The organism is Geobacillus sp. FSL W8-1251 (assembly GCF_038005945.1).
Classification (GTDB): domain Bacteria; phylum Bacillota; class Bacilli; order Bacillales; family Anoxybacillaceae; genus Geobacillus; species Geobacillus stearothermophilus.
Map to the genome: position 1 here is coordinate 849,867 of NZ_JBBOUF010000001.1, position 23,411 is coordinate 873,277.

17 protein-coding genes, 1 tRNA gene, 5 pseudogenes and 1 riboswitch are annotated in these 23,411 nt (G+C 48.1%); of the genes and pseudogenes, 8 read left to right on the plus strand and 15 right to left on the minus strand.

Annotation, left to right across the window (positions count from 1 at the left end; all coding sequences use genetic code 11):
• Window positions 1-52: 52 nt before the first annotated feature.
• Complete coding sequence (locus NSS88_RS04340) at window positions 53-2,335, minus strand: ribonucleoside-diphosphate reductase subunit alpha (RefSeq protein ID WP_061580682.1); 2,283 nt, start codon at window positions 2,333-2,335, stop codon at window positions 53-55.
• Between the two features lie 130 nt (window positions 2,336-2,465).
• Window positions 2,466-2,661: riboswitch (cobalamin riboswitch) on the minus strand.
• 201 nt (window positions 2,662-2,862) lie between these two features.
• Window positions 2,863-4,770: an asparagine synthase (glutamine-hydrolyzing) gene (gene asnB, locus NSS88_RS04345; protein ID WP_049625525.1), complete on the minus strand. Its 1,908-nt coding sequence runs from the start codon at window positions 4,768-4,770 to the stop codon at window positions 2,863-2,865.
• 286 nt (window positions 4,771-5,056) lie between these two features.
• Here asnB and NSS88_RS04350 point away from each other — a divergent pair, with 286 nt between their 5' ends.
• Together NSS88_RS04350 and NSS88_RS04355 are read left to right on the plus strand one after the other, a co-directional pair.
• The gene (locus NSS88_RS04350) at window positions 5,057-5,947 is read left to right on the plus strand and encodes a C39 family peptidase (RefSeq protein ID WP_341083230.1); all 891 of its coding nucleotides are present in this window, start codon (window positions 5,057-5,059) and stop codon (window positions 5,945-5,947) included.
• A 128-nt stretch (window positions 5,948-6,075) separates the two neighbouring features.
• Window positions 6,076-7,662, plus strand: a complete 1,587-nt coding sequence (locus tag NSS88_RS04355) for a multicopper oxidase family protein (protein WP_049625050.1) — start codon at window positions 6,076-6,078, stop codon at window positions 7,660-7,662.
• Window positions 7,663-7,857: 195 nt separating this feature from the next.
• Here NSS88_RS04355 and copZ read toward each other — a convergent pair whose 3' ends face one another.
• The 8 genes and pseudogenes from copZ to NSS88_RS04395 all read right to left on the minus strand — a co-directional run.
• Window positions 7,858-8,061 (minus strand): copper chaperone CopZ, encoded by a 204-nt coding sequence (copZ, locus tag NSS88_RS04360; RefSeq protein WP_033015735.1) that lies wholly within the window; start codon window positions 8,059-8,061, stop codon window positions 7,858-7,860.
• 21 nt (window positions 8,062-8,082) lie between these two features.
• The gene (locus tag NSS88_RS04365; protein ID WP_064213583.1) at window positions 8,083-10,479 is read right to left on the minus strand and encodes a heavy metal translocating P-type ATPase; all 2,397 of its coding nucleotides are present in this window, start codon (window positions 10,477-10,479) and stop codon (window positions 8,083-8,085) included.
• A gap of 15 nt (window positions 10,480-10,494) precedes the next feature.
• Entirely contained in the window at window positions 10,495-10,806 is a 312-nt protein-coding gene (locus NSS88_RS04370; protein ID WP_013523213.1) for a metal-sensing transcriptional repressor, read from the minus strand.
• Between the two features lie 148 nt (window positions 10,807-10,954).
• Window positions 10,955-11,506 (minus strand): NADPH-dependent FMN reductase, encoded by a 552-nt coding sequence (locus NSS88_RS04375; protein WP_049625055.1) that lies wholly within the window; start codon window positions 11,504-11,506, stop codon window positions 10,955-10,957.
• 136 nt (window positions 11,507-11,642) lie between these two features.
• Complete coding sequence (locus tag NSS88_RS04380) at window positions 11,643-13,085, minus strand: glycoside hydrolase family 1 protein (RefSeq protein ID WP_014195217.1); 1,443 nt, start codon at window positions 13,083-13,085, stop codon at window positions 11,643-11,645.
• A 115-nt stretch (window positions 13,086-13,200) separates the two neighbouring features.
• Window positions 13,201-13,401 (minus strand): hypothetical protein, encoded by a 201-nt coding sequence (locus tag NSS88_RS04385; protein WP_094239759.1) that lies wholly within the window; start codon window positions 13,399-13,401, stop codon window positions 13,201-13,203.
• 30 nt (window positions 13,402-13,431) lie between these two features.
• Window positions 13,432-14,622, minus strand: a pseudogene (locus tag NSS88_RS04390) (FAD-dependent oxidoreductase); the annotation flags it as partial.
• 7 nt (window positions 14,623-14,629) lie between these two features.
• A pseudogene (locus NSS88_RS04395) lies at window positions 14,630-15,010 on the minus strand (electron transfer flavoprotein subunit alpha/FixB family protein); the annotation flags it as partial.
• A gap of 214 nt (window positions 15,011-15,224) precedes the next feature.
• Here NSS88_RS04395 and NSS88_RS04400 point away from each other — a divergent pair.
• Window positions 15,225-15,539 carry a hypothetical protein gene (locus NSS88_RS04400; RefSeq protein ID WP_049625046.1) on the plus strand — a complete coding sequence of 105 codons (315 nt, stop codon included), beginning with the start codon at window positions 15,225-15,227 and terminating at the stop codon, window positions 15,537-15,539.
• 159 nt (window positions 15,540-15,698) lie between these two features.
• Here the strand turns inward: NSS88_RS04400 and NSS88_RS04405 are convergent.
• Together NSS88_RS04405 and NSS88_RS16710 are read right to left on the minus strand one after the other, a co-directional pair.
• A pseudogene (locus NSS88_RS04405) lies at window positions 15,699-15,953 on the minus strand (IS982 family transposase); the annotation flags it as partial.
• Window positions 15,947-16,084, minus strand: a pseudogene (locus NSS88_RS16710) (IS982 family transposase); the annotation flags it as partial. The pseudogenes NSS88_RS16710 and NSS88_RS04405, both read right to left, overlap by 7 nt.
• Before the next feature lie 184 nt (window positions 16,085-16,268).
• Here NSS88_RS16710 and NSS88_RS04410 point away from each other — a divergent pair.
• Complete coding sequence (locus tag NSS88_RS04410; RefSeq protein ID WP_033026638.1) at window positions 16,269-16,541, plus strand: DUF3986 family protein; 273 nt, start codon at window positions 16,269-16,271, stop codon at window positions 16,539-16,541.
• Between the two features lie 358 nt (window positions 16,542-16,899).
• Here NSS88_RS04410 and NSS88_RS16715 read toward each other — a convergent pair.
• Window positions 16,900-17,097 (minus strand): annotated as a pseudogene (locus tag NSS88_RS16715) (IS1634 family transposase); the annotation flags it as partial.
• A 414-nt stretch (window positions 17,098-17,511) separates the two neighbouring features.
• Between NSS88_RS16715 and NSS88_RS04420 the strand changes: the two are divergent.
• From NSS88_RS04420 to NSS88_RS04430, 3 genes are all read left to right on the plus strand, one after another.
• Window positions 17,512-18,687, plus strand: coding sequence for an ISL3 family transposase (locus tag NSS88_RS04420; protein ID WP_050367390.1), 1,176 nt, complete (start codon window positions 17,512-17,514; stop codon window positions 18,685-18,687).
• 129 nt (window positions 18,688-18,816) lie between these two features.
• Entirely contained in the window at window positions 18,817-19,305 is a 489-nt protein-coding gene (locus tag NSS88_RS04425) for a PH domain-containing protein (RefSeq protein ID WP_055357889.1), read from the plus strand.
• The gene (locus tag NSS88_RS04430) at window positions 19,302-20,789 is read left to right on the plus strand and encodes a PH domain-containing protein (protein WP_011886990.1); all 1,488 of its coding nucleotides are present in this window, start codon (window positions 19,302-19,304) and stop codon (window positions 20,787-20,789) included. Before NSS88_RS04425 ends, NSS88_RS04430 begins: the two co-directional genes overlap by 4 nt.
• A gap of 240 nt (window positions 20,790-21,029) precedes the next feature.
• On the opposite strand, the gene NSS88_RS04435 is transcribed toward NSS88_RS04430, so the two are convergent.
• Window positions 21,030-21,102, minus strand: a tRNA-Val gene (locus NSS88_RS04435).
• Between the two features lie 252 nt (window positions 21,103-21,354).
• Between NSS88_RS04435 and NSS88_RS04440 the strand changes: the two genes are divergently transcribed.
• Complete coding sequence (locus tag NSS88_RS04440) at window positions 21,355-21,978, plus strand: HD-GYP domain-containing protein (protein WP_233434087.1); 624 nt, start codon at window positions 21,355-21,357, stop codon at window positions 21,976-21,978.
• Window positions 21,979-22,229: 251 nt separating this feature from the next.
• Here the strand turns inward: NSS88_RS04440 and metC are convergent, their stop codons facing one another.
• Window positions 22,230-23,408, minus strand: coding sequence for a cystathionine beta-lyase (gene metC, locus NSS88_RS04445; protein WP_121650154.1), 1,179 nt, complete (start codon window positions 23,406-23,408; stop codon window positions 22,230-22,232).
• Window positions 23,409-23,411 lie beyond the last annotated feature (3 nt).

The window sequence follows — 23,411 nt, forward strand, 5'->3', positions numbered from 1 at the left end:
AAGCTTCGGCGTGAATCTTTCCCCGGAATCGGCAACGTCTGGGGGAAGACCGTCAGCTCGCGCAAGAATCGCACTCGTCGATCGTCCCCGATGTCGAACGCACGTAATACGTCGTTTTCAGCCCCGACTTCCACGCCGTCAAATGCAAATCGAGCAGCTCTTTTGCCTTAATCGTGTTCACGACGTAGAAATTAAAGGAGATGGCTTGGTCGATATGGCGCTGGCGGGCGGCGTTTTGCTTGATGCTCCAGCGCTGGTCGATATGGTACGCCGATTTGTAATACCATGTCGTCTGTTCGTTTAAATCCGGCACCGTAACGGGAATCTTATAATCTTTCTTTTCCTCGGCGTACACTTTTAAGAAAATCGGGTCAATGCTCGCTGTACTGCCGGCGATGATCGACGTCGAGGCGTTCGGCGCCACCGCCATCACATAGCCGTTTCGCATCCCATAGCGGGCCACGTCTTGCTTCAGCCGATCCCAATCCAATTCACCGTGGCTTTCGTAGCCGCGCCGCTCAAAATAAGCGCCTGTCTGCCAATCCGATCCTGGAAACGCCGGGTAGCTCCCTTTCTCTTTGGCGAGCTCCATGCTCGCTTGAATCGCCAAATACGCGATCGTTTCATACAGCTCGTCGGCATAGCGGACCGCTTCGTCCGACTCCCAGCGAATGCCTTTTAACGCCAACAAATGATGCCAGCCAAAGGTTCCAAGCCCGACAGCGCGGTATTTTTCGTTCGTCAGGCCGGCTTGCAGCACAGGGATATTGTTTAAATCAATGACATTATCGAGCATCCGCATTTGAATCGGGATCAGCCGCGCCAAAACGCCGTCGGTCACCGCCCGCGCCAAGTTGATCGACGATAAGTTGCAGACGACAAAATCGCCTGGGATTTTCTCAATGATGATCGTCCCGTCTTTCACATATTGCCGCTTCGTCACTGTCGGGCTTTGGTTTTGCGCGATTTCCGTGCAAAGGTTGCTGCAGTAGATCATCCCGAGATGGCGGTTCGGGTTTTGCCGGTTCACTTCATCGCGGTAAAACATAAACGGCGTCCCCGACTCGAGCTGGCTGCGCATAATGCTTTTCATCACGTCGATCGCCGGCACTTTTTCTTTCGACAGCCTTGGTTCGTTGACGCATTGCCAATATTTCTCGCGGAAACTCCCGCGCCCTTTTTCCTCATCATAAAAATCTTCCAAGCTAAACCCCATCACCTTCCGCACTTCATGCGGATCAAACAAGTACCAGTCGCCGCGCTGTTCGACTTGCTCCATGAACAAATCAGGGATGCACACGCCGGTGAACAAATCATGCGTCCGCAGCCGTTCGTCGCCGTTGTTGAGCCGCGCATCGAGAAACGCAAAAATGTCTTTATGCCATACATCTAAATAGACGGAAATGGCTCCTTTTCGCTGTCCCAACTGATCGACGCTCACCGCTGTATTGTTCAACTGCTTCATCCACGGGATGACGCCGGAGGAGACCCCTTTGAATCCTTTGATGTCGCTGCCGCGCGACCGGATTTTGCCTAAATAGACGCCGATGCCGCCGCCCGATTTCGACAAATTGGCGATGTCGGTGTTGCTGTCATAAATTCCTTGCAAGCTGTCATCGACCGTATCGACAAAGCAGCTCGACAGCTGGCCGTACGACTTCCCAGCGTTGGCAAGCGTCGGCGTCGCCACGGTCATGTATAAGTTGCTTAACGCCCAATACGCTTCCTTCACGAGCGCAAGGCGCCGCTTTTGCGGTTCATTCGCCATGAGCGTCATGGCAATGACCAAAAACCGCTCCTGCGGCAATTCATACAACCGCCGCTCATAATCGCGCGCCAAATACCGGTCCGCGAGCGTGCGCAGCCCAATGTACGTAAACAGCTTGTCCTTCTCCGGATCAAGAAACGCACCGATGGCGTCGACTTCTTCTTTCGTATAACGTTCAAGCAAGAACGGACTGTACACCCCTTGTTCCGTCAGCGCAACAAGCAGCGAGTAGAAATCGCCATACCGCTCGCGTTCATCGTACCCGCGCTGCCGCGCCGCTTCACGGTACAATTGCCGCAAATACAGCCGGGCGCACACAAACGTCCAGTCCGGCTCCTCTTCATCAATGTAAGAAAGTCCTTCCAAAATAGCCGTTTGGTGCAGCTGTTCTACCGTGACGGACTCCTTTCGGCTAAGAAGCTGCCAAACACGCTCGACGTATTCATCAAGCGACAGACGGCCGAATCCAGCGGCGGCTTGCCCAATCAGCGACACAAACTCTTCACGTGAAAACGAAACCGACTTCCCTTGATCATCGAGGATGACCGTTTTCGTCAATGTGGTCATTCGTTTCTTCTCTCCTTCCATAAAAAAATCCGCTCGGGCAGGCGAGCGGATGAAACGACAGACGAAAAAAGGCAGACGAACCCTTTGTTCTTTTCCCCTATCGTTTCATCTTCTCACACCCCGAAGAACATGAAACGTTCCAAGCAAGGCAGGTCTCCTGACTCGTGCATCGTCCTACTTTGGGGCCTTCCCAGCGGCGCGCCGAACAGCTCTTGCCGCCAGTGGCCATCCCATTTCGTCCGCACATACAGTTGCGGGGGCAGTTCCGGATTCGCACCGGATTCCCTATTAAGTCCTGATGGACACCGTTGCTTGGCAGAACAATATGTAGTTGTAAAAAAAGACCTCAAAACCAATATATAGTAGTTTAGCATCCTGATGGAACAAGCATATACCAAAACCGGGAAAATTGCAAGAGCGGGAGAAAGCAAATTTTCTCTTTCGCTTCGCCAAAGGCAAGGAAACTGTCCGCACCATCGAAAAAGGCGTTCTAGGTGTCGCCCTTAGAACGCCCTGTCGTTTCCCTGCTACGCCTCCAAAACAGACGCTGGCCGCTCCTCGCTTTGTGCGGATGAAGCAAAATCGTACTTCTTTTCCACATACACTTGATGCCAAACCATAAACGCCAACACCGTCCACAGCTTGCGGCTGTGGTCCGCCTTGTGGCGGGCATGTTCATCCAGCAGCCGATAGAGCACGTCCTTATGGAACAGATGATCAGTTTCGCTTTCGTTGATGAGCTGTCTCGCCCAGTCATACATTTCGTTTTTCAGCCAGTGGCGAATCGGCACGGGGAACCCTAATTTTTTCCGGTTTAACACATGATCCGGCACGATGCCTTCGGCGGCTTTACGTAAAATATATTTCGTCGTACCGTTGGCTATCTTCATATCAGGGGCGATTTGCCTAGCAACCTCAAATACCTTTTTGTCTAAAAAGGGAACGCGCAGCTCAAGCGAATGGGCCATCGTCATTTTGTCCGCTTTGACTAAAATATCGCCCCTTAGCCATGTATGAAGATCAATATACTGCATCCGGTTGACGGGCGGGTCATGAAGCGTTTCGCGGTAAAACGGAGCCGTCACCGCCGTATATTCGCACCCTCCTCGGTACGTTTTGAGCAGCGCCGCTTTTTCCTTTTCGCTATAGATTTTGGCATTGCCGACATACCGCTCTTCAAGCGGCGTCGTGCCGCGCTCCAAAAAGCTTTTTCCTTTCATTCCGTCCGGAAGCAGCTTCGCGATCATCCGCAACACCGCTTTTACGATGTTTGGCATACGCACAAACAGCCGCAGCGACTCTGGTTCGCGGTAAATGTTGTAACCGCCGAACAGCTCGTCCGCCCCTTCGCCAGAAAGCACAACCGTGACATGCTTTCTCGCCTCACGAGCGACAAAATAAAGCGGCACCGCCGCAGGATCGGCAAGCGGATCGTCCATATGCCACATAATTTTCGGCAGCTCTTCCATATACTCCTGCGGTGAGATGACATAGCTAATGTTGTCTACCCCAAGCTTCTCTGCCGTTTCTTTTGCGACATCGATTTCACTGAACCCTTCCCGCTCAAATCCGACGGAAAAGGTCTTCAGGTGCGGATGGAATTGTTTCGCGATGGCGACGATGAACGATGAATCAATGCCTCCCGACAAAAACGCACCGACCGGCACATCGCTGCGCATATGGACGTTGACCGAATCAAACAGCGCATCGCGGATTTTCTTTACAAGCTCCTCTTCCGATTGGCGAATGGGGTCGAAGGATGCCTTCCAATAACGATGAATCGTGAGCGGTTTTCCGACTTGTTTCTTGAGATAATGCCCCGGCTCCAGCTTGTAAATGCCGGCCGACATCGTCAGCGGCTCAGGGACATATTGGAATGTTAAATAATGCTGCAGGGAATCGCCGTTTAGCGACTCCTGTCCCAGAGCGAGCAAGATGCTTTTCTTTTCCGAAGCGAAAAACGTGCAGTCTCCTTGCTCCGCATAAAAAAACGGCTTAATGCCGAACGGATCCCGCGCCGCAAACACCGTTTTCTCTTGCTTGTCCCAAATGACAAACGCAAACATCCCGCGCAGCTTTTCGACCGCTTTTTCTTTTTCCGCGCTGTAAAGGGCGACAATCACCTCGGTATCCGAATGCGTCGCAAACGAATATCCTTTCGCCGCCAGCTCTTCCCGCAATTCAAGATAGTTGTAAATTTCCCCGTTAAAAATGATCCAATATCGATCGTTTTCATAAGACAGCGGCTGATGTCCCGCCTCCAGATCGATGATGCTCAGCCGCCGAAAGCCAAAACTCACGTAGTCATCAAAAAAATACCCCTCATCGTCGGGGCCGCGATGGGTAATCAGGCGGTTCATCTCCACCAACGTTGTTTTCCATGTTTGCTCAATCGCTCTCGGGCGATCATGAATACAGCCAATAAAACCGCACATGGCGATGATTGTCCCTCCACTTTGCTAAGAAGAATTCAAAAACAACACCAAAAACCTTTTTGTTTAAAACTAAAATGATTTATACAAAGACACTTTCATTCTATCATACACAACATCAAGTTTCAAAAACAATCTGTTTCCATTTTTTCAGGAAAACTGCTTGCAAGATTTTCAGTTTCTCATAATATTAACGATAAAATATGGAGAAAGTGTGAATTTCACCATTTTTGCACATCGATCTGTTACTATAAAAACACACACGTGTTATAAAGGAGTTGAGAATGGCTTGTTAGCGTTTATCCTTTTTTTGACTTTTCTCATCGTTTCCCTTTGTTTTGTTCTCTTGAGAAGACCTCTGAACGGGAGGATGAATCAACGGTCGCTCGGATTGTATATTTCGTGTTTCTTGCTATTGGCCGCCTCATTATCCTATTATGCAAGTTCGGCCCAGATAGGCGATGCCATCAAAGCCTTCATACAGAACAGAAACAGCAGAGAAACCGACCCGTCCCCGAGCAATCAAGCAAAGGAGGCGAATCGATCAGTTGCCTCTTCAAAGAAACAAGCGCTAAGGACATCCGTCCTGATTGACGCCCCCCTTTTGTCTCAACTTCCGGAACTGCCAAGAGGATGCGAAGTAACCAGCTTGGCCATGCTCTTGAATCATGCCGGCATTCGCGTCGATAAGATGACGTTGGCGAAACAAATCAAGAAAAATCCTACTCCGTATCAAGTGCGAAATGGCCAAGTGTTTTACGGCCACCCAAATGAAGGGTTTGTCGGCGATATGTATACGTTATCGAAGCCTGGATACGGCGTGTACCATAAGCCGATCAAGCAGTTGGCTGAGCGGTACTTGCCGAACCAAATCATCGACTTAACAGGGCAATCGTTTGAGAACATCTATACATACTTGGCCAAAGGCACACCGGTTTGGGTGATCACCAACACCACCTTTCGTCCTCTTCCTCCCTCTGCCTTTCGGGAATGGCAAACCCCGCAAGGCCCGATCAAAATCACGTACCGGGAACACGCGGTGCTCATTACGGGATACGATGAGCAGTACATTTATTTCAATGATCCATTGACCGCTGTCAAAAACCAAAAAGCGCCGAAACAAGACTTTATCGACGCTTGGGTTCAAATGGGACGGCAGGCGATTACCTACCACCGTTAGACATCGGTGAATCCGAATCGCTTGCCTTTTTTACATTTCAGTTGAACGATTTTCTCCATACATTTTGCACATCTATTTTTTATCATATCATTGCATCTCCCACTACAAACTTAAGGAGGGAAAACGACATGAAAAAATGGCTGCTTGGCGCCATTTTCGCAGGAGTAGCAGCGATTGGCGCAGCTTGCTCAAATCCATCTTCCATGCAGGGACACGACATGTCCGGCATGAATATGGAAAAAGAAAATACTTCCGCTGAAACGAGCAAGCAGCAATTACCTTTGGCAACCAATACAGAAGTATTATCCGGGAAAGAAATTCACCTTACTGCGAAGGAAGCGTTATTACAAATCAACGATCAAGTCAAACTCCCGGTCTACACGTACAATGGATCGGTACCCGGTGCGCAAATCCGCGTAAAGCAAGGGGATAATGTGAAAATTGTTTTAAAAAATGAATTGCCAGAACCGATCACGATTCACTGGCACGGCTACCCTGTTCCAAATAACCAAGATGGAGTACCGGGTGTCACGATGGACGCCATTAAACCGGGTGAAACGTTTACGTATGAATTTACAGCAACCGTGCCGGGAACGTATTTTTATCATTCCCATCAAAAAAGCGCCGAGCAAGTGGACAAGGGATTATACGGTACATTAATCGTAGAACCGAAAAATGAAGAAAAAGTCGATCGAGATTACACGCTTGTATTAGATGAATGGATGAGCGACCCGGACGCCGAAAGCCATATGGACATGAATATGAGCGGCATGGATCATAGTAATATGAATAATGGAAATAGCTCTGATAATCAACAAATGGATATGAACAGCATGGGCCATGATATGAATATGTATGATATTTTCACGATTAACGGGAAAAGCGGTTCCGCTGTCAAACCTTTAAAAGTGAAGAAAGGCGAAAAGGTGCGGCTTCGCCTTGTAAACGCAGGATACATGGCCCACAAACTTCACCTGCATGGTCATGAGTTTAAAATTGTCGCAACTGACGGGCAGCCGTTAAAAGATCCGCAACCAATCAAAGATGAACTTTTAAGTATTGCTCCGGGTGAGCGCTACGACATTGAGTTTATCGCCAATAACCCGGGTGAATGGTTACTAGAATGTCACGGAAATATGAAAGGTACCGATGGCATGAAAGTGAAAATTCAATACGAAGGACAAGCAAACAATACGGACAAAGCGAACGCAAAAGAAAATCTCCCTGTGGTAGATATTACAAAATACGGAAAATATGAGACAGGTCCATTTACGTTAGACCAAAAATATGATGTAGAGTATACAATGGATTTAGGAACGGCCATGGGCAAAAATGGCATGATTTTCACGATTAATGGGAAAACGTATCCTGACACAGCGCCTATTCATGTGAAGACAGGAGATTTCGTAAAAGTAAAAATCGTGAACAATTCACCTACGGATGTACATCCGATGCATTTACACGGCCATTTCTTCCAAGTGTTAAGCAAAAACGGCAAGCCGGTCACAGGCTCTCCATTGATAAAGGATTCCTTAAATGTAAACCCTGGTGAAGAATATGTCGTCGCGTTTAAAGCGGATAATCCGGGAAATTGGATGTTCCATTGCCATGACTTGCACCATGCTTCAGCCGGAATGGTCACACAAGTAAAATATACCGATTACAAATCGGACTATACCCCAGATCCGAATGACACAACGAATAAAGGTGAATAAAAAAGCTGAAGGGGCTGACCCAAAACACAAATGCGTTTTGGGTCAGTCCCTCTTTTTTTCCGCGCTTGTTACTTTCATTATAACATCTCGCTTTCTCGATATTCTTCAAGAAGAGAAAAAACTTTCCCCAGCCGAGACCCGCTACGTTCTAGATAAAAAAGTGCCCCGTCATCACTTCGGGGCACCTTCCGTATGTTATTTCACATCATATCCTTGCTCTTCAATCGCTTCTTTCAGTTTTTCTACGCTGACCTTTGTTTCATCATACTCCACATCGACAGTTCCTTCTTGCAAATGCACTTCTACACGGCCGACGCCATCCAACGCTTGAAGGGCATTGGTCACCGCTGCTTTGCAATGTCCGCATGTCATTCCTTGTACTTGTAATGTAATGGTCATCGTCCATTCCTCCTTGAATGTTTATAGTTTCACGCGTTTCAAACGAAGCGCGTTTGTCACAACCGATACAGAGCTGAATGCCATCGCCGCTCCCGCGATCCATGGCTCCAATAATCCGAAAGCGGCGACCGGAATGCCAATCGTATTATAAAACAACGCCCAGAACAGATTTTGCCGAATGTTTTTCATCGTTTTGCGGCTCAACTCAATGGCTTTCGGGATATGGCGCAAATCGCCGCCGACCAAGGTCACGTCCGCGGTCTCGATGGCGACATCAGCTCCCGTGCCAATCGCCATCCCAATATCCGCTTTCGCAAGAGCTGGAGCGTCATTAATGCCATCACCGACCATCGCCACACGTTTTCCTTGCTTTTGCAATTCCTCGACGATGTTCGCTTTGTCTTCCGGGAGCACCTCGGCGTACACATGCTCAATGCCGACTTCATTGGCGATCGCTTCCGCTGTCCGTTGATTGTCCCCTGTTGCCATATAGACATCGATGCCCATTTGTTTTAATGTTTGAATGGCTTCTTTGGAGCTTTCTTTTACCGTATCCGCGACCGCAATGATGCCGGCAAGCTGTCCATCGATGGCAACGAGCATCACTGTTTTCCCTTGTTTTTCAAGCTCTACCATTTTATCTTCATGCACAGAAATCGCTACAGAGCGTTCCTTCATCAATTTTCGCGTCCCAATAAGGATGCTTTTTCCGTCAATGACCGCTTCAATTCCGTGGCCGGTAATGGCGGAGAAGTGCTCCAATGGCTTCAGCGAAATCGCTTGTTTCTTCCCGTATTCCACAATCGCATGAGCCAGCGGATGCTCCGAAGCGCTCTCGGCGGAAACCGCATAATCGAGCATGTCCTCGCGGAAGGCCAGCACATCGGTGACTTCCGGTTTTCCTTTTGTCACGGTTCCTGTTTTATCGAGTAATACGGCATTGATTTGATGCGTTCTCTCTAGGTACTCACCTCCTTTAAAGAGAATTCCCTGTTCTGCCCCTTTGCCGGTGCCGACCATAATCGATGTCGGTGTGGCCAAACCGAGCGCACAAGGGCACGCGATGACAAGAACGGCGATGGCCGCCTCAAGCGCTTTCGCCAAATCACCCGGCGCAGCAAAGAAGTACCAGATCATAAATGCAACAACCGCAATTCCGACAACAATTGGTACGAAAATACCCGAAATGACATCCGCCATCCGCTGAATCGGAGCTTTCGAACCTTGTGCCTCTTCGACGATTTTAATGATATTGGCAAGTGCTGTATCTTTTCCTACTTTTTCTGCTCGAATGGTCAGCACCCCATTTGTATTCATGGTCGCTCCGATCACATAGTCGCCTTCCTTTTTATCAACCGGAATCGATTCACCGGTAATCATCGATTCGTCTACGGAGGATGCTCCGGCGATGACCGTACCGTCCACCGGTATTTTTTCTCCTGGCTTGACAACAATCGTATCGCCGATCACCACTTCCTCGAGCGGAACTTTTCTTTCTTCCCCATGACGGATGACAGTAGCTTCCTTTGCCTGCAAGCTAAGGAGCTTTGAAATCGCTTCCGTTGTCCGCCCTTTCGCAAGAGCCTCAACGTATTTGCCGACAAGCACAAGCGTAATCAAGACGGCGCTTGTTTCAAAATACAACCTTGGCATATATTGAGGATTCCCAAGCGTTCGCAACGCTTCATACAAGCTGTAAACGTACGCGGCCGATGTTCCAAGCGCCACTAGGACGTCCATGTTCGCGCTCTTGTTTCGCAACGCCCGGTACGCCCCGACATAGAAAGGACCGCCGATGTAGAACTGAACCGGTGTAGCGAAAAGAAGCTGGAACCACGGGTTCATCAACAGATGCGGCATCGGCAAGCCGATATCAAACGGCATATGGGCAAACATCGTATAGAGCAGCGGCAACGATAAGATGATGGAAATGGCAAGTTGCCGTTGTTTTTGTTTCAACCGCTCTTCTTTCCGGCCAGCATCGTCTTGTTCTTCGTTTCGAATTTGCCCCTTATACCCAAGCTTTTTGATTTTCTCTAAAATGTCTTCGACAGATGCAACACCCTCCTTGTATTCGACCACCGCGCTGTTTGTCGCCAAGTTGACAGCAGCGCTTGTCACACCTTCCATCCGATTTAACCCTTTTTCAATCCGCGTCGCACAGGCCGCACATGTCATTCCTTCAATATCAAGCGTCACTTTTTCCGTCGCAACGCCATACCCCAAATTCTCAATTTTCGTTTCGATATCGGCGATCGTTTGTTTTGATGGATCGTATTGAATCGTGGCTTTTTCCGTGGCCAAATTGACATGGGCTTTGACGCCATCCATCTTATTTAATACTTTCTCAATCCGATTGGCGCACGCGGCACATGTCATGCCGGTCACCTTCAGCGTCACGGTTTTCGGCTCCCCCATTTCCCGTTTCCCCCCTTACTTTGAAAATTGTTTCATCACATCCATCAATTCGCGAATCGATTCGTCTCCGCTCCCTTCACGGATCGCTTTCGCCACGCAATGGCTCACGTGGCGTTCAAGCAGCTGCAGCCCGACTTGGTTCAACGCCGCTCTGATCGCAGAAATTTGCACTAAAATATCGATGCAATACCGATTGTCCTCCACCATTTTTTGCACCCCGCGCACTTGTCCTTCGATGCGCTTCAAGCGCTTGATAATGCGTTCGATTTCCTGTTCCGTTCGTGGAACCATTTTTTTATCCACATGATGATCTTCATAATGGTTCATCAAACATCACCTCTTTTCATTACATTATACCGGTAATGGGTATAAAACGCAACATAAGCTCCTTAATACAAATCATGCCCACCATCATCAAGCCAATTGTTCAGCTGACTCGGACTCATTGCCTACCGAAAGAAAAAGCGAACGGTGCTCACCGTCCGCTTTGGGCAATCCATTGAACAAACCGTTCGATCACCTGATCCAACAATTGGATCGTTGCTGCGTCCGTCAATTGCCCCGATTCATCGAACTTTTGGTTCACAAAATTAATCAATACCTCGTTCCCGGCAGGCGGCAACACTTTCGCAGCCAGCCCCGGGCTTTGCAAGATTTGGCGCAAATGAAGCTGGGCTCGGATTGTTCCCATCATCCCTGTCGATACTCCGACAATCATCACGGGTTTATTGACCAACACTTTGTCCACACGCGACAGCCAATCTAGCGCGTTTTTCAGCACGCCGGGAACGGACCAATTGTACTCCGGTGTCACGATCAAAACCCCGTCCACATCCGCCACTTGCCGCTTGAATGCCGCCACGACTTCGGGCGGATCGAGTTCATCGTCTTGATTGTAATGCGGCAAAGCGCCGATATCGGCAATGTCCAATTGGAATTTGTCTTTGTACCGTTCTCGCATAAACTCCGCTAATTTCCGGTTATATGAGTCTTTTCGCAAGCTTCCGACAAGAGCCACAATGTTCATCATTTTCGTCCTCCTTCAAATGGGGTTGATGGTCAATTTCCCCCGCAGCGCAAGGCGAGCGCGCATTCCCTTACTATTTTGCCATTCGATTCCATCAGCTGCCTTTTGCTTCAAATTCCCCTTGCGGTCATTCCCATTATAACTCTTCCCCGTTCGTCGCGATGACGTTTTGATACCAATCAAACGACTTTTTCTTTCTCCGCTCGAGCGTGCCGCTGCCGTCATCGTGTTTATCGACGTAAATCAACCCGTACCGTTTTGAAAACTCGCCGGTCGAGGCGCTCACGAGGTCAATGCAGCCCCATACGAGATAGCCAATCAATTCGACGCCATCGGCGATCGCTTCACGCGCTGCTTCGATATGACGGCGCAAATAGTCAATGCGGTAATCGTCGTGAATCGAGCCGTCTTCTTCCACTTTGTCATGCGCCCCAAGCCCGTTTTCCACAATAAAAAGCGGTACGCGATACCGATCGTACAACCGGTTTAAAATGATGCGCAGCCCTATAGGGTCGATCTCCCAGCCCCAGTCGCTCGCTTTAAGGAACGGGTTTTTCACCCCATCAAATACGCTGCCGGGGATGAGCTCATCATCCATCTTGTCTTTTTTCTGGGTGACGGACATATAGTAGCTTAAACCGATATAGTCGACCGTATGCTTCTTGATCAGTTCCAAATCCCCGTCGCGAATATCGAGTTTCACCCCGCGCTCGTCGAACACGCGTTTCATAAAGGATGGATACTCGCCGCGCACTTGAACGTCGGCGCAAAAGAAATTCAACAGCCGCTCCTCTTCAAGTGCATGCATGACGTTTTCTGGATTGCAGTCGTACGGGTACACCGGGGCGGCGAGAATCATGCAGCCGATTTTTGCGTCCGGAATGATCTCGCGGCACGCCTTCACCGCCAGGCTGCTGGCGACAAATTGATGATGGAACGCTTGAAACAACTCTTGATATTTCGTCTCTTCGCTTTCCGGCACAAATCCCATGCTCATGAGCGGAAAATGGAGCGCACCGTTTATTTCGTTAAACGTCAGCCAATATTTCACTTTATCTTTATAACGCTGGAAAATCACCTTGGCGTAACGTTCAAACAACGTTACCAGTTCGCGGCTCCGCCAGCCACCGTATTCTTTGGCCAAATGGAGCGGCATTTCATAATGGGAAATCGTCACCACCGGCTCAATCCCGTATTTATGTAACTCATCGAACACCCGATCATAGAAGGCAAGCCCTTCTTCATTTGGCTCAAGCTCGGTGCCGTTCGGGAAGATGCGCGTCCAGGCGATCGATAGGCGGAACGCTTTAAATCCCATCTCAGCAAACAGGGCTATATCCTCTTTATACCGGTGGTAAAAGTCGATCGCTTCATGGTTCGGGTATGTGTACTTCTCCTTATCAATGGCAAACTGCAACCCTTTTTCCCTAAGCAGTTGTTGCCTCATCTTTCCTCCCGGAAGCACATCGGCAATGCTTACCCCTTTGTTTCCTTCGCCAAATCCTCCTTCGATCTGGTTGGCCGCCGTCGCTCCTCCCCATAAAAAGTTGGTGGGAAACGCCTCGTTCGTTGTAACCACTAGTCAGTCCCTCCTGTGCAAGTATTCCTCCCCACTAGCTTACCACAAACGCCGCTCCGCCTACACCGACGAATGCTTCATTCCGCTGTTTCTTCTCCCCCATAAAAAACCACCCTTACAACAGGTGGTTGACATCGGAAGAAACACGAATCGTTTGCCTTTTCGTCAACTCCACATCGACCGTTAACAGCTCTTTTTTCTCCCAACTGACGAAACGGTCTTCCCATAACACGTGGCAAGAGTGATCATTCATTTCAAGCACGATTCCCCTCGCCCCATCACAGGCAAAAATGACACAATCCCCGATGTGGAACATAACGATCACCCTAGCCGAAAGACGATCCCGTGCCCCATCGACCGTAAACATGTGGCTGGCCGCCCGGTTGAGCAGCGGAATGTAGCGTTCAAAATATTGCGGGAACGCATCAAAATGATGGGTTGCATCTTTATACTTCTTCAAGTCTTGGACAATAAAGCTCTCCATCAGTTTCAGTCGATAATGGTCAAGCATGCTCTCCGAGAAATCGTTGTACGTTTTTGCCATAATGATCGTTTCGGCTGCCAGGCGTCCGGAAGTCATCGCCATGTTCGATCCTTCGCGGTGAATGGCGTTGACGAGCTGAGCGGCATCCCCAACGACAAGCACACCGTCCCCGACCACTTTCGGCATCGAGTGGTAGCCGCCTTCCGGGATCAAATGCGCCAAGTACTCGACCGGCTCGCTCCCTTGGAGATACGGCCGGATCATCGGATGGTTTTTGACATATTCGAGCAGCTCGTACGGTTTGATTTTATGTTTGATCAGCCCGGAAAGCAGCATGCCGACGCCGATGCTTAAGGTGTCTTTATTGGTGTATAAAAATCCGGTTCCTAATATGCCTTTTGTTGCATCGCCGAGCAGCTCGATCGTGCATCCTTGCTCCGGATCAAGGTTGAAACGTTCTTCGATCACTTTTTTATCGAGCTTGACAATGTCCATCACTGCGAGCGCGACTTCATCCGGCCGCCATTCGCGGTGAAACCCGAGCTGTTTCGCCAAAAGCGAGTTCACGCCGTCCGCCAGCACGACGACATCGGCATACACCTCGCCGTCCGGGCGGTCGGTGCGGACACCGACGACGCGGCCTTTTTCAACGATGCATTCGAGTGCCACCGTTTCACAAACGAGCAACGCCCCTTGTTCGACTGCTTTCTCGGCAAACCATTGGTCAAACTTCGCCCGCAAAACGGTAAAGTTGTTGTACGGCTCGCGTCCCCACTCCAATCCTTTATAGCTGAACGTCACCGCCGACTCTTTATCCATCAGCATAAACCGCTGCTCAACGATCGGCCGCTCGAGCGGGGCCTCTTTATAAAACTCCGGAATAATGCCTTCCATCATTTTTCGATAGAGCACGCCGCCCATGACGTTTTTCGATCCTGGATATTCGCCGCGCTCAAGCAATAATACGTTGACCCCGGCTTTGGCAAGCTCATAGGCGCACGCCGTTCCGGCCGGCCCCGCTCCGACGACGATACAATCAAATTTTTCAGGCATGGCGGATTTCCTCCTCGATATCAAGAATCGTCGTATCCGCCGTCAGTCCGGTCGGCAAATCAGTGGCAATGGCGCTCGCCAAGTCTTTCCCTGTCGGCGTCGCCCCGTACAGCAGCACTTCCGGTTTATACTTTTGACAACAGTCAAGCAAAGCGCGCATATACGACTCGGTCCGGTAATGGGCAAAAATCGGATCGTCGTATACATAAACGACACCCGCCCCATAGGCAAACAACGTCGACGCAAGCGGTTTGACACCACTTCCAATCAGCACTCCGCCAAGCTCGGTGCCGCGTTTATCCGCCAGCGTCCGCCCGGCTCCAAGCAACTCCAAGGAAACAGGAGTCACCTTCCTCTGATAGAAACAAGCATTCCTATTGCCTAAAATGGCCTCAAAACTGTCGAACTCGGGTTATATTTGTTAAAAATTACAAAAAATAAGCCGAGCCACCTGTTCCCTCAAAACGCCACCATGATCATGGACCAATCACGACGCCGCAACTCAAGCCAACCATCCATTAACAGAGAAAAATCTTATTCAAAACGTCCTTTTCTTTTCCCTGCTTCACGTCGTATAATCAAAAAAGAGGAGGGGAACAAGCATGGAGCGCGATACGGTGGTGAAAGAAGTGGTCGAGGCGCTGAAAATATTTTCCCGCGACATCCGCACCCAAATTGACGAAATGGGAAGTCAGCTGAGAGCGGAAATGCAAGAAACGGCCAACCAGCTGAGAGCGGAGATGCAGCAATTTCGCGCCGAGGTGAACGAGCGGTTCGACCGACTCGAACAAAAATTCGCTGGCTTGCGCGTAGAGCTGACCGAAACGCAAGAAACCGTCCATTTCCTCGCGTCCAAAACCATCCAGCACGAGAAAAAACTTCACCATTTGGCCAAGCAGCTTGAATCCATTCGCTAGTTTTCCTTCATCCGAAAGCCGCGTTTGACTGCGAGTCAAGCGCGGCTTTGATTTTTGCATCTCGGCTTCTTCGATCCCGATCAAATCCCCTCCTGCCCGGCCGCGCACGAAGACGGAAGAGAAGCTGATGATTTATCCACCCGTGGTGCTAGTTGAGCTTTAGCGCTCAACTAGCCCAAGTGTAACCAGGGAATAAGCTAACAATATACCGTCTAGTGCCACTTCAAATCCGATAATCGAATTGGCTCGGATCCCCGTGATGCGATAGTGGTCAACCAGAACCGAGAACACCGTCTCGATCACTTTGCGTTTTTGTTGGATCCACTGCTCCCATGTCTCAGACGCACGATGTTTCTGGTTTTTTCAAGACGGAGTCCAAAGCGCCATTTGGTATTCTTCGTACAGCCTTGCTTGACCAAATGGCGATTTCGACGATGAAGATGCACCTGAATGCATGAAAGTCGAGCAGAAACAAAAACGAAAATGGCGGCATATTGCTTTTGAATCTTGGCTCGATCTGTAGTAAAATGAAAGTGCTCTTGCATGGGGATTATCCTTTCGAATGGCAGGTCGCACTTTCATTCTACAGGAGATCCGCCAGCAAGGGCTATTTTTATGCTTGCTCAAGTTTATCTAGCACCACGGGTTATCTACATTATCATGTAGCTCCTAATATGAAAAAACATCACTTCATATGGTAATCAAATCAATTATAGGGAGTGAATAAACGTGAAATTTGATCCAAATCAGCATCTTCATTTAGGATATTATGAGAACAATGTTGATTTAGAAGCAGTCGCATATAAAATTCAGAATGAAAATAAATGGGTAGTTTTTTTAGATAATGAACAAGATACTACATTAGTTAAAAAAATATTAGATAAGTATGATTTCCATGAAAAATATGGTTACAAGATTTTTACTGTTGATGCAGATGATTTATCTTATGAAGTCGGAAGTAAGCTATTTGAAGAATGGTTAAAAGCAAATAATATAATATAAGAAATAAGGAACGAATTTGCTAACGTAACTTCATCCATGCCCCAAGTGATGAAAAACACTTGGGGCATTTTTCAATTCTAATCGTATACCCGAGTTCGACAGTCACTAGGCAAACAAAATGCCTCTCGCCCCTTGATACAAAAGGGATCGGAGGCATTTGGGCACACTTCGGGCGTGTATCTAGGCGCGAGGGTGGATGCCTAGAATCTTTGGAGGAGGTTCCAGCCCTAGAGCCGCAAGGAATAGCGCTTGTTTGGCCGTCAGTTCTGTTCGTTGATAAAGGTCGCCGTTTTTTGAAGAAAAATGTCCAAGCATGAGACGCTCGCATTCGTCTCTTACTTTCGGCCACGATTCATGAGTCAGGGGAAAGGAATCGCGAAATGCTTTTGGCCAGACGCTCCAAGACGGCGCGATCCACTTCATCTTCGCGACCGAACGAATCCATCACCTTCGCTTTCGCCTATTTGGCCTTTGGATCCCATTCATTATGAGCAAGCTGGGGATCCGCCACAGTCGTTCCGTCTTTGTTTTTGCGTGTCACTCGTCGTATGTACATGCCTATATTATAAGCGATATTAGGCTTTTTTTAAAGGATAAATTATGAATTCGTGTGCCTATGAAATTCAGTGTTTTTTTCTAGGATCCGCATCGCGAAATCTTTGATATAACAGCATTTTGGCCATTTTCATTTGCCTAAAATGGCCTCAAAACTGTCGAACTCGGGTTTTTCATCTCATACTCATATCCTGTGGGCTATGCGAAGAGCAAAAATGTATCTCATAGCCCAAAACATTTCCTTCAAAGATCTCTCACTTTTCGAAATAGCTGTTTTACAAAAATTTGGCTCTTCACCACAAGTTGTACTTGATCATTGAAGATCGGTGTGCATAGAGAAAATAGAGGGTACAAAAAATGCGAATTTTCCTGTATGGTAAAGGTGTCCAAACCAAACCATTGGAGGAAAATTCGCATGTACGCTCAGTTTATCAAAGAACTCATCGATTTACCAGATGTTTTGATTCAAAAGGTGCGAAAAGAAGAAGAACGTTGGATTTTCGAACTTTCTCTTCCTGAACAATGCCCGTTATGTCCTGTTTGCTTGAAACGCACGATCAAAATGACAGGAAAAAAGAAGCAATGGATGCATGGGTATGCTCAACGGATCGGCATCTTTTGGGTGGAACTCCCTGTGGAGCGTAGACGTTGTTGTACATGTGGCATGACATTCAGCACGTCTTATCCCGGAATTTCCCCTCGAAGTGCAGCGACGGATGCGTTTCAGCAATGGGTGGCGCAATCTTGCATCGGAACATCCATTCAGGCGGTGGCTCGTATGCTCAAGCTTCCGTACACGACCGTTGAACGCTGGTTTTATACCCATGCCCCTTCCTTCCTATCGAATGACATCCAACCAAAGGCAGTTTGTGTCGATGAGTTTGCGTTTCGAAAAGGACATGATTACGGAGTGGCAGTCATGGATGCCGAAACGGGAGAAGTGTATGCCGTTGAAGCAGGAAAGAACGAGGAAGCCATTGGACGTGTGTTGGCTCCTGTGTCTGGTTCTGTTCAGTATGTCGTGAGTGATTTGGCTCCAGCGATGAAAAAAGCCATTCAAGGGGTGTGTCCGGAAGCGAAGCATGTGGTCGATTATTTTCATGTGATTCAATTGTTTACGGAAGCGTTGGATCGATGCCGCAAATCCTTCGGAAAAGGGAACAAGAAACATGGGCATGTTCGGCATGTTTGCCGCTTATTGACCCAGTGCCCCGAGAAACTCACCGAGGAGGAGCGCCAAACGGTGCGGGAGTGGCAGAAAGAGAGTGATTCCTTGCAGGCTGTCTATCAATCCCTTCAACATTTTCGTTATGTATCCAAAAGCCAAAACGAGCGACAAGCGAAACGTCGTTTGAACGCCTGGGTTCATCGGTATTTGTTTTGTCCTTGTTCTGCTGTTCGCGCCATCGCAAAATCACTCGTCAAACGAACAGACGAAATCATATCGTGCATTTTATCCCCTTATTCAAATGGGAAAATGGAGGGAACAAATAACAAGATCAAGCTGATGAAACGTCGGGGATACGGATACAGAAATATCCAGCGTTTTGCATTGCGGGTTCGGCTAGAAACAGCTAACATACTTTCATGACAGGTGCAAGTACAACTTTTGGTGATGAACCAAAAATTTCAATCACAGCTTATTCAAACGAAACTTTTTTTATCACTTACCGTAAGTGAAATTGCATGGATAATTTTCCAACTTAAAGGAGAGAACCGTATGGAAGTACAGTATCAACAAATCTCACCTAAAGCGATGAAGGTGCGCAATTTAAATGAACTGATTACATCACTCATTTCCCTTGTCGTTATAACTGGACTTTATTTTTGCACAGATTATTTTAACTGGTGGAACTGGCTACGGTATGTTTGGATCGCCCTGTTTATCATTACTATCATTGGTATTCCGTGGACGTATTTTGTAAGCTCACCGATATACTATAAAACATTTCGATACGGGCTAACGGATGATTTTTTATACATTAAAAGCGGGGTTTGGACAAAAGTGGAAGTTGTAGTGCCGATGACAAAAATACAATCCATTGAATTGATTCAAGGCATCATTATGCGAAAATATGGTGTCCACTCCATTGAAATTAAAACGATGCAAGGCGGCGTTACCATTCCACATATTGAGGAAGAAGTTGCCATAAAGCTCCGCGATGATATTTCGAAGCTTGCCCGTTTAAAGGAGCTTGATGAAAGATGACGTTTCGCTATTCCAAGCTAAAACTATTCTATGACATGCTAGACCTTATCAAAAACAATCTGTTTATACTGTTCATTTTATTCCTAAATGCAGGTAGTAACTCTATGTTCATGAATATTGTGCAATGGGGTGCGATTGCGGTTTTCGGATTCAGTTTCCTGTTTCGCATCTATGAGACATTATTTACTAAAGTGGTATTTGCTGAAGATGGTATTCATATACATAAGGGCCTATTTTCTAAATCAGAGCAATTTATACCGCGCGAAAAATTTGAGAATGTGCAAACGCAGGCAAATGTTTTGCAACGATTATTTGGCGTACAATCGATCACAATGGAAACAGGTGAAGCGACTAGCGATGTGACATTGAAATTTGTAAGCAAAGCAGATTGCATCAAGATAGAGGATTATGTTTTACGAAATGGGAATCAAGAGAAACAGGTTGGGGAAGCCATCCATGGATCTGAACGTCAAGTTCTTTTTACTACTACCATTCGTGATATTTTGAAAGCGTCCCTTTTGTCTTTCAGTTTTTTAGCCATCATTCCTATTGGCTTAAATATATGGTCAGATGTACATCCAGAGAAATACATTAATGTAGATACGGTGATGTCTCATCTTTCAGGATGGCTGCTCATCTTGCTCGTCTTACTTGCCGTATTCGCAGCTGTCGGTATCGGCGTCTTTAAAACGTTTAATAGCTACTATCAATATACCATTTCAATGGACAATGAACGCATTTATGTACAAAAAGGCTGGCTTTCTAAACAAAGCTTTTCCATTCGTAAAGACAAAGTACAAGCGGTCATTTACAAACAAAACGGCTATCAAAAGTTGCTCGGTGTGACAACCATTAAGCTGATTTCAGCAGGGGAAATTTTGCCGAGTGAGGACCAAAACCTTAATGAATTTTTCCCGTACTTACCGACGGAAAAAGCACATGAATTAATAGCCATCATGCTGCCAGAATTTCAACTGCGTAGTATGACACATTATGCATCCCCTAAAGCAAAAAAGTTGATTTGGCTTCGGCCGCCTATTTTTGCAAGCCTCGTTGCTGCCATTGGATTTTGGAAACCACTTTTCTTTATTCTTGGTGCGATTGTGTTGGTGTTTACTTATATCAACCGCATTCGAGAATACCGTCATACAGCGTTTCGGTTAGAAGATACACATGTGCAGCTTCGCTCAGGTGCCTTTACAGTAGAAACACTCGTAACGAAACGCGCAAAGTTGCTTGAATTGCAATTTGAGCGTTCTTTGCTACAGCGAATGTTTGGTGTCATGAGTGTAAAACTGACCAATCGTGCACACCCGGTTCACGTAACAACGTTATTAGATATCGATTCTTCTCTACAGCCGTTGATCACCTCTTGGTTTGAAGCGCGCACAAAAGATGTGGAGATTGATCCACATTCACAGTACAGTTCTTTAAAGCAAGAGGCTTGTCCGATTCCTTCTTACGTTGAAGTGAATAGCAAATAAATCACCTACCAGCAGCATATGAAATGATGCTGCTTTATTTTTTCAAAAACATCATGATAGTTAACCATTTATATCTTAATTGAAAAGGAAGCATCCAATCAGATCGATGCCCTGCTATCAAAATCAAACGAAAAATGCTTCGGTACCAAAATGGCACGACCGTCATTTGAGTAAATGCTATAAAAAACGAAAAGCTTGAAATCCTTGATATATGCAAGGATTTCAAGCTTCCCACTTTAGTGATTCCGACTGGGCTCGAACCAGCGACCTCCACCCTGTCAAGGTGGCGCTCTCCCAGCTGAGCTACGGAATCATATTTTGTTGTTCGCTATCGAACACATTTTTAATTATATAGACGGGCAAGTTGGTTGTCAACAACTTTTTTAAAAAAATCGCTATTCATGATGAAAAAAGGAAAGGTGCCTTCCCCGAAAGGAATAATGCGTGTTGGAACGGTTCGACATCGTATTTTTTCTACATTCTGATTGTTCTATCAAACGAGAATTTGCTTGCAAAGGCTGGGGGAATTGATGAAAAACGCCCGCCGCTTCCGGTGTCGCTCAAAATGAAACTGCAGCTGACGGTCTTGTTCAGCAGCACATTTCCTGTCTCATTGTTCAGCTTAGCGACGGAAATCAAATGGTCGCTCGCCGGACCGAGTGCATCCCATTGGTCGTATTGGCCCTGGGCAGCCGTGATTTTGCTGTTTTCGATCGCGTTTTCCGTTTTCTTGACTCGCTTGTTGGTCGATGAGATCCATGAGCCGGTCAGTGTGCTGTTAAGTCATATGAAACGGGCGGAAAACGAAACGTATAAACCCGTCGCCCACAATGTGTATACCGATGAATTTGCCTATTTACTTCGCGGATTTAATCATATGATCGACGCTGTGCATCGACGCGACCGAACGAACAAAGAACTGCTCAACCGTTTCATCACTGTCCTGACAGCGGCGCTTGACGCCCGCGATCCTTATACAGCTGGGCACTCGCTGCGCGTGGCCCGTTACGCACTCGCGATTGGGGAAAAGCTTTCCCTTCCGAATGAACAGCTTGATGCCTTGTATCGTTCCGCTCTACTGCATGATATCGGAAAGATCGGCGTTCCCGATGCCATTTTGCGTGAACTACCCACCACCTACGCTTCGCTTAGAGGTGGGGGCTTCAAGCGACTTGTGTGTGTTCGCTGAACGGTAAGCCACACACAAGAACCCTTTACGCTTCCCTTCGTTCCGAAGGTGTCCGTTCTAGCCATATTCTATCCTATTCGTTGGCTAACGCCAACCGACATTCATCTCCCACTTTCACTGGTGCTGGCGCACCTTCACGTTTAGAAGTAGGAGACTTCTTTCGGAGGGAAGTTAAAAGAGGAGCGGCTGTTGTCAACCTCAGCGGCATCTTGACCCGCCCGCCGAGCTGTGAAGGCTTGGCGGGCTGATGGCTATGGCGTTGAAACTGACGGCCGCTCCTGAACAAACGACAACGCCTGCTCAAAATCGGCGATCAAATCGTTGACATCCTCAAGCCCGACGCTCAGCCGCAACAAGCCGTCGGTAATGCCGCGCCGGAGCCTCTCTTCTTTTGGCATCGCCGCATGCGACATTTTCGCTGGGTGCGATAAAATTGACTCGACCGCCCCAAGGCTGACAGCAAACACCGGCAAGCGGACGTTTCGGACGAACGTCCGAGCCGCTTCTTCATCGGCTAAACGGAACGACAGCACAGCGCCAAACCCGGCCGCCTGATGGCGCTGGATGTCATGGCCTGGGTGGTGCGAAAGCCCTGGATAATACACATCTTCCACTTTCGGATGGCGCGCCAAATACTCAGCGATGGCCAGGGCGGATTCGGACGACTGCTTCAGCCGAACGTGGAGCGTTTTTAATCCCCGCAGCACAAGCCACGCATCTTGGACGCCAAGAACGGCACCAAACGCGTTTTGCAGTTTGTACAGCTCTTTTCCCAACTCTTCATCTTTCACCACGGCCAATCCGGCGACGACGTCGCTATGGCCGGCTAAAAATTTCGTGGCGCTGTGAAGGACAATATCGACGCCAAGGTCAAGCGGCCGCTGCAACGCCGGCGTCATGAACGTATTATCCAAGAATGTCAAACAGCCATGCGCCTTCGCCAACTTGACGACGCCTTGAATATCGGTCACTTTTAACAGCGGATTGGACGGCGTTTCCATATAAATGACTTTCGTGTTCGGACGAATGTTTTCCGCTACTGTGTTTAAATCTGTCATATCGACAAACGTATGCTCGATGCCAAAGCGGGTCAACACTTCCGTGATCATCCGGTACGTGCCGCCGTAGACGTCTTCGGTCACGAGGACGTGGTCGCCTCGGGACAAGAGCAAAAACGCCGTCGAAATGGCCGCCATGCCAGAAGCGAAGGCGAATCCGCGCGTTCCGCCTTCTAACGCCGCGATCGTTTCCTCAAGCGCCTCGCGCGTCGGGTTGCCGGAGCGGCTGTAGTCGTATTTGCCGAACGTGGCGAAATCGAACTGATGGAACGTGGAGGCGTGCTGGATCGGCACGCTCATCGCTCCCGTGTGGCGATCGACTTTCCATTCATTATGGAGCAGTTTCGTTGAAAACGACCATTCCCGTTCCATCGC